Origin of the sequence: Pseudoduganella sp. RAF53_2 (assembly GCF_052113985.1) — a bacterium.
GTDB lineage: Bacteria > Pseudomonadota > Gammaproteobacteria > Burkholderiales > Burkholderiaceae_D > Rugamonas.
In genome coordinates, this window is sequence record NZ_JBFRDW010000438.1 from 1 (window position 1) to 5,153 (window position 5,153).

A 5,153-nucleotide genomic window follows, 5' to 3' on the forward strand; every position below is an offset into this window, starting at 1 on the left:
CCTAAGACCAAGCTGCTGTCGCAAAAGCTGACCGGCATGGGTCTGGAATCCGTTCTGATCATCACCGACACCATCCAGGAAAACCTGGAGCTGGYTTCCCGTAACCTGCCGAACGTGCTGGTTGTTGAGCCACGTCACGCAGATCCAATGTCGCTGGTCTTCTATAAGAAGGTCCTGGTTACCAAAGCGGCACTGGCACAGATTGAGGAGATGCTGGCATGAGCGCAGTCATCAAACACAGCGAAGAGCGCCTGATGAAGGTGCTGCTGGCGCCGGTCATTTCCGAGAAGGCCACCATGGTCGCGGAAAAGAACGAGCAGATCGTGTTCCTGGTTACCAAGGATGCGACCAAGCCAGAAATCAAGGCCGCCGTTGAACTGTTGTTCAAGGTCCAAGTGGAATCGGTGCAGACCGTCAACCGCGAAGGTAAGGTCAAGCGTTCCGGCCGTTTCATCGGTCGCCGCAACCACACCAAGCGTGCTTTCGTGTGCCTGAAGCCCGGCCAGGAAATCAATTTCACCGAGGAGGCTAAATAATGGCACTCGTTAAGATGAAGCCAACCTCCCCAGGCCGTCGCGGCATGGTGAAGGTTGTGAACGCCGACCTGTTCAAGGGTCGTCCGTTCGCTGCCCTGCTGGAAAAGAAGTCCAAGACGGCTGGCCGTAACAACAACGGTCACATCACCACCCGTCACATCGGCGGTGGTCACAAGCACCACTACCGTCTGGTGGACTTCAAGCGCAACAAGGATGGCATCCCTGCGAAAGTGGAACGTATCGAATACGATCCGAACCGCACCGCGCACATCGCCCTGCTGTGCTACGCCGACGGCGAGCGCAAGTACATCATCGCCCCGAAAGGCGTTGCTGTCGGCGACACCCTGCTGAACGGTTCGGAAGCGCCGATCAAGCCGGGCAACTGCCTGCCAATCCGCAACATCCCGGTGGGTACCAATATCCACTGCGTGGAAATGCTGCCTGGCAAAGGTGCTCAGATGGCCCGTACCGCTGGCGCCGTTGTGGTGCTGATGGCACGTGAAGGTACTTACGCTCAGGTGCGTCTGCGCTCCGGCGAAGTGCGCCGCGTGCACATCGAGTGCCGCGCAACCATCGGTGAAGTCGGCAATGCCGAACACAGCCTGCGTAAGATCGGTAAAGCTGGTGCCATGCGCTGGCGCGGTGTTCGCCCAACCGTTCGCGGTGTGGTGATGAACCCGATCGACCACCCGCACGGTGGTGGTGAAGGCCGTACCGCAGCTGGTCGTCATCCAGTGTCGCCATGGGGTCAACAGACCAAGGGTAAGAAGACTCGCTCCAACAAGCGTACTTCTTCGATGATCGTCTCGCGCCGCGGCAAGAAATAAGGATAAACCATGACTCGTTCATTGAAAAAAGGGCCGTTCTGCGACGCCCATCTGGTGAAAAAAGTCGAAGCCGCGCAAGCGACCAAAGACAAAAAGCCAATCAAAACCTGGTCCCGTCGCTCGACGATCATGCCTGACTTCATCGGTCTGACCATTGCCGTGCACAACGGCAAGGTGCACGTGCCTGTGTACGTTTCCGAGAACATGGTTGGTCACAAGCTCGGCGAATTCGCGCTGACCCGTACCTTCAAGGGCCACGCTGCTGACAAAAAGGCTAAGAAATAATGGAAACCAAAGCTATCCTCAAAGGCGTGCGCCTGTCGGATCAAAAAGGCCGCCTGATCGCGGACCTGATCCGTGGCAAGAAGGTTGACGCTGCGCTGAACATCCTGACGTTCAGCCCAAAAAAGGGCGCGTTCATCATGAAGAAAGTGCTGGAGTCCGCTATTGCGAACGCCGAGCACAACGACGGTGCCGACATCGACGAACTGTTCGTGAAAACGATCTACGTTGAAAAGGGCCCGATCCTGAAGCGTTTCACCGCTCGCGCAAAAGGCCGTGGTGACCGTATTTCCAAACAATCCTGTCACATCTACGTGACTGTCGGTAACTAAGGAGCTGCGATGGGTCAGAAAATTCATCCAACCGGTTTCCGTCTGGCGGTCACCCGTAACTGGGCTTCGCGCTGGTACGCAACCAACGGTAACTTCGCTTCGATGCTGAACGAAGACCTGAAGGCACGTGCTTTCCTGAAGAAGAAGCTGAAAAACGCTTCCGTGGGCCGTATCGTGATCGAACGTCCTGCCAAGAACGCACGCTTCACCATTTACAGCTCGCGTCCGGGCGTTGTGATCGGCAAGAAGGGCGAAGACATCGAAGTGCTGAAGTCTTCCCTGTCGAAGATCATGGGCGTGCCTGTGCACGTGAACATCGAAGAAATCCGCAAGCCGGAAATCGATTCGCAACTGATCGCCGATTCGATCTCGCAGCAGCTGGAAAAGCGTATTATGTTCCGCCGCGCCATGAAGCGCGCGATGCAGAACGCAATGCGTCTGGGCGCCCTGGGCATCAAGATCATGTCCTCCGGCCGTCTGAACGGCATCGAGATCGCCCGTACCGAATGGTATCGCGAAGGCCGCGTGCCTCTGCATACCCTGAAGGCGGACATCGACTACGGTACCTCCGAAGCATCGACCACCTACGGCATCATCGGTGTCAAGGTTTGGGTCTACAAGGGTGACCGCTCCGCTACCGGCGAAGCACCAGTCATCGAGACGCCAGCCGACGAGAAGAAGCCACGTGGTCCGCGTCGCGAAGATGGCAAGCCAGCTGGCCGTGGCCGTCCAGGTGCTAAACCAGCAACCGCACCAGCCGGTCGCCGCGCTGCCAAGCCGGCTGCAGCTGACAAAGCAGGAGAATAAGCATGCTGCAACCTAGCCGCAGGAAATATCGTAAAGAGCAGAAAGGCCGTAACACCGGCATTTCGCACACCACCGGCACCAATGTGTCGTTCGGCGAGTTCGGCCTGAAGGCCGTGGCACGCGGCCGTATCACCGCGCGCCAGATCGAGTCCGCACGTCGTGCGATGACCCGTCACATCAAGCGTGGTGGCCGTATCTGGATTCGCGTTTTCCCAGACAAGCCAATCTCCAACAAGCCTGCCGAAGTCCGTATGGGTAACGGTAAAGGTAACCCGGAGTACTACGTTGCCGAAATTCGTCCAGGCAAAGTCCTGTACGAAATGGATGGCGTTGCTGAAGAGCTGGCACGCGAAGCGTTCCGCCTGGCTGCTGCCAAACTGCCGCTGGCTACCACCTTCGTGGTGCGCCAGGTAGGCCAATAATCGGAGAGAAATATGAAAGCAACTGAACTCCGCGGCAAAGACCAGGCAGCTCTGCAGAAAGAGCTGAATGATCTGCTGAAGGCCCAGTTTGGCCTGCGTATGCAAGCCGCTACGCAGCAGCTGGCGAACACTTCGCAGCTCAAGAAGGTACGCCGCGACATCGCACGCGTGAAAACGGTAATGAACTCGAAGGAAGCAAAATGACTGATCAAGTAAAGCTGAAGCGCACGCTGATCGGTAAAGTTGTGTCCGACAAGATGGACAAGACCGTTACCGTTCTGATCGAGCGTCACGTGAAGCACCCTCTGTACGGCAAGATCATCGTCCGTAGCGCCAAGTACCACGCGCACGACGAAGCCAACTCGGCCAAGACCGGTGATACGGTTGAAATCCAGGAAGGCCGCCCGATCTCCAAAACGAAGGCGTGGACGGTGACCCGAGTAGTGCAAGTCGCACAAATCGTCTAAGAAGTCTGGGGCCGGAACCGTGAGGTTTCGGCCACAAGCCAATTAGTTCTTGCAGGCCCGCAGGTTTTATGTAATACTTGCGGGCTTCGTTCATGTATCCGCCGCAAAGTGTCTCTCCACAGGCGCGGTATGCGGTCAGTTACGTGTTTGAAGATCAAGCACCCAAGCAATGGGCATCGTGCCCATTGGCGGGACCAAGACTGACCGATGTCCGCATTGTGTGGATTCTTCGGCTTAAGTTGGGAAAGAGAATACTATGATTCAAACTGAGAGCCGGCTCGAAGTAGCCGACAACACCGGTGCCAAGGAAGTCATGTGCATCAAGGTGTTGGGCGGTTCCAAGCGCCGTTACGCTGGCATTGGCGACGTGATCAAAGTCACCGTTAAGGTGGCTCAGCCTCGCGGCCGTGTCAAAAAAGGTGAAATTTATAACGCCGTGGTAGTGCGCACCGCTAAGGGTGTGCGTCGCCAGGACGGTTCCCTGGTGAAGTTTGACGGCAATGCTGCTGTCCTGCTGAACAACAAACTGGAACCGATCGGTACCCGTATCTTTGGCCCAGTGACGCGTGAACTGCGCACTGAGAAGTTCATGAAGATCGTGTCCCTGGCACCGGAAGTCCTGTAAGGAGTCAGACAATGGATAAGATTCGCAAAAACGACGAAGTCATCGTCCTGACTGGTAAGGACAAGGGCAAGCGCGGCGTGGTAACCCAGCGTGTAGACGCTGAGCACGTTGTGGTAGAAGGCGTTAACGTGGCCAAGAAGGCCGTTAAGCCAAACCCGATGACTGGTGTTCAAGGTGGCATCGTTGACAAGACCATGCCAATCCACGTGTCCAACGTTGCGCTGTTCAACGCTGCGACCGGCAAGGCAGATCGCGTAGGCTTCAAGGAAGTGGACGGTAAAAAAGTCCGCGTCTTCAAGTCTTCCGGCGAAGTAGTGAAGGGGTAATAAGAAATGGCCCGTCTGCAACAACTGTATAAAGACAAAGTCGTCGCCGAGCTGACCGAAAAATTCGGTTACAAGTCGGTGATGGAAGTGCCGCGTCTGACCAAGATCACCCTGAACATGGGTCTGTCGGAAGCCGTGGCTGACAAGAAGATTATCGAGCACGCTGTTGGCGACCTGACCAAGATCGCCGGCCAGAAGCCAGTCGTGACCAAGGCCCGTAAGGCAATCGCAGGTTTCAAGATCCGCGAAGGCTACCCGATCGGTACCATGGTGACCCTGCGCGGCGCCCRCATGTATGAATTCCTGGACCGTTTCATCACCGTGGCCCTGCCGCGCGTGCGTGACTTCCGTGGCGTGTCCGGCAAGTCCTTCGACGGCCGTGGCAACTACAACATCGGTGTGAAAGAGCAGATCATCTTCCCGGAAATCGAGTACGACAAGATCGACGCACTGCGTGGTATGAACATCTCGATCACCACCACCGCGAAGACCGACGACGAAGCGAAAGCTCTGCTCGCCGCCTTTAAAT

12 protein-coding genes are annotated in these 5,153 nt (G+C 56.6%); all 12 read left to right on the forward strand.

The window, feature by feature from the left end:
* Window positions 1-222, forward strand: a 222-nt coding sequence (rplD, locus tag AB4Z11_RS22230; protein ID WP_442027729.1) for a 50S ribosomal protein L4, incomplete at its 5' end; no start/stop codon positions are given.
* On the forward strand, window positions 219-536 hold the full coding sequence (gene rplW, locus AB4Z11_RS22235; RefSeq protein ID WP_442027730.1) for a 50S ribosomal protein L23: 318 nt from the start codon (window positions 219-221) through the stop codon (window positions 534-536). The genes rplD and rplW, both read left to right, overlap by 4 nt.
* The gene (gene rplB, locus AB4Z11_RS22240; protein WP_442027732.1) at window positions 536-1,363 is read left to right on the forward strand and encodes a 50S ribosomal protein L2; all 828 of its coding nucleotides are present in this window, start codon (window positions 536-538) and stop codon (window positions 1,361-1,363) included. The genes rplW and rplB overlap by 1 nt, the downstream gene beginning before the upstream one ends.
* A gap of 9 nt (window positions 1,364-1,372) precedes the next feature.
* Window positions 1,373-1,648: a 30S ribosomal protein S19 gene (gene rpsS / locus AB4Z11_RS22245; protein WP_093556914.1), complete on the forward strand. Its 276-nt coding sequence runs from the start codon at window positions 1,373-1,375 to the stop codon at window positions 1,646-1,648.
* Window positions 1,645-1,977, forward strand: a complete 333-nt coding sequence (gene rplV / locus AB4Z11_RS22250) for a 50S ribosomal protein L22 (protein WP_395408768.1) — start codon at window positions 1,645-1,647, stop codon at window positions 1,975-1,977. The genes rpsS and rplV overlap by 4 nt, the downstream gene beginning before the upstream one ends.
* A gap of 9 nt (window positions 1,978-1,986) precedes the next feature.
* Window positions 1,987-2,784, forward strand: a complete 798-nt coding sequence (gene rpsC, locus AB4Z11_RS22255; protein WP_395403239.1) for a 30S ribosomal protein S3 — start codon at window positions 1,987-1,989, stop codon at window positions 2,782-2,784.
* 2 nt (window positions 2,785-2,786) lie between these two features.
* On the forward strand, window positions 2,787-3,206 hold the full coding sequence (rplP, locus tag AB4Z11_RS22260) for a 50S ribosomal protein L16 (RefSeq protein ID WP_155440039.1): 420 nt from the start codon (window positions 2,787-2,789) through the stop codon (window positions 3,204-3,206).
* A gap of 12 nt (window positions 3,207-3,218) precedes the next feature.
* Window positions 3,219-3,410, forward strand: coding sequence for a 50S ribosomal protein L29 (rpmC, locus tag AB4Z11_RS22265; protein ID WP_442027733.1), 192 nt, complete (start codon window positions 3,219-3,221; stop codon window positions 3,408-3,410).
* The gene (gene rpsQ, locus AB4Z11_RS22270) at window positions 3,407-3,673 is read left to right on the forward strand and encodes a 30S ribosomal protein S17 (RefSeq protein ID WP_442027734.1); all 267 of its coding nucleotides are present in this window, start codon (window positions 3,407-3,409) and stop codon (window positions 3,671-3,673) included. Before rpmC ends, rpsQ begins: the two co-directional genes overlap by 4 nt.
* Window positions 3,674-3,929: 256 nt before the next feature.
* A complete protein-coding gene (gene rplN / locus AB4Z11_RS22275) occupies window positions 3,930-4,298 on the forward strand; it encodes a 50S ribosomal protein L14 (protein ID WP_028101657.1) in 369 nt (122 codons plus the stop codon).
* A gap of 11 nt (window positions 4,299-4,309) precedes the next feature.
* On the forward strand, window positions 4,310-4,624 hold the full coding sequence (gene rplX, locus AB4Z11_RS22280) for a 50S ribosomal protein L24 (protein ID WP_342118638.1): 315 nt from the start codon (window positions 4,310-4,312) through the stop codon (window positions 4,622-4,624).
* A gap of 6 nt (window positions 4,625-4,630) precedes the next feature.
* On the forward strand, window positions 4,631-5,153 hold a 523-nt coding region (gene rplE / locus AB4Z11_RS22285), incomplete at its 3' end, for a 50S ribosomal protein L5 (protein WP_442027737.1).

What these genes read in the sequence shown, in the direction of transcription:
- rpsQ (WP_442027734.1), top strand. Translation starts at nt 3,407, where the DNA reads ATGACTGATCAAGTAAAGCTGAAGCGCACGCTGATCGGTAAAGTTGTG.
- rplW (WP_442027730.1), top strand. Translation starts at nt 219, where the DNA reads ATGAGCGCAGTCATCAAACACAGCGAAGAGCGCCTGATGAAGGTGCTG.
- rplX (WP_342118638.1), top strand. Translation starts at nt 4,310, where the DNA reads ATGGATAAGATTCGCAAAAACGACGAAGTCATCGTCCTGACTGGTAAG.
- rpsC (WP_395403239.1), top strand. Translation starts at nt 1,987, where the DNA reads ATGGGTCAGAAAATTCATCCAACCGGTTTCCGTCTGGCGGTCACCCGT.
- rpmC (WP_442027733.1), top strand. Translation starts at nt 3,219, where the DNA reads ATGAAAGCAACTGAACTCCGCGGCAAAGACCAGGCAGCTCTGCAGAAA.
- rpsS (WP_093556914.1), top strand. Translation starts at nt 1,373, where the DNA reads ATGACTCGTTCATTGAAAAAAGGGCCGTTCTGCGACGCCCATCTGGTG.
- rplN (WP_028101657.1), top strand. Translation starts at nt 3,930, where the DNA reads ATGATTCAAACTGAGAGCCGGCTCGAAGTAGCCGACAACACCGGTGCC.
- rplP (WP_155440039.1), top strand. Translation starts at nt 2,787, where the DNA reads ATGCTGCAACCTAGCCGCAGGAAATATCGTAAAGAGCAGAAAGGCCGT.
- rplB (WP_442027732.1), top strand. Translation starts at nt 536, where the DNA reads ATGGCACTCGTTAAGATGAAGCCAACCTCCCCAGGCCGTCGCGGCATG.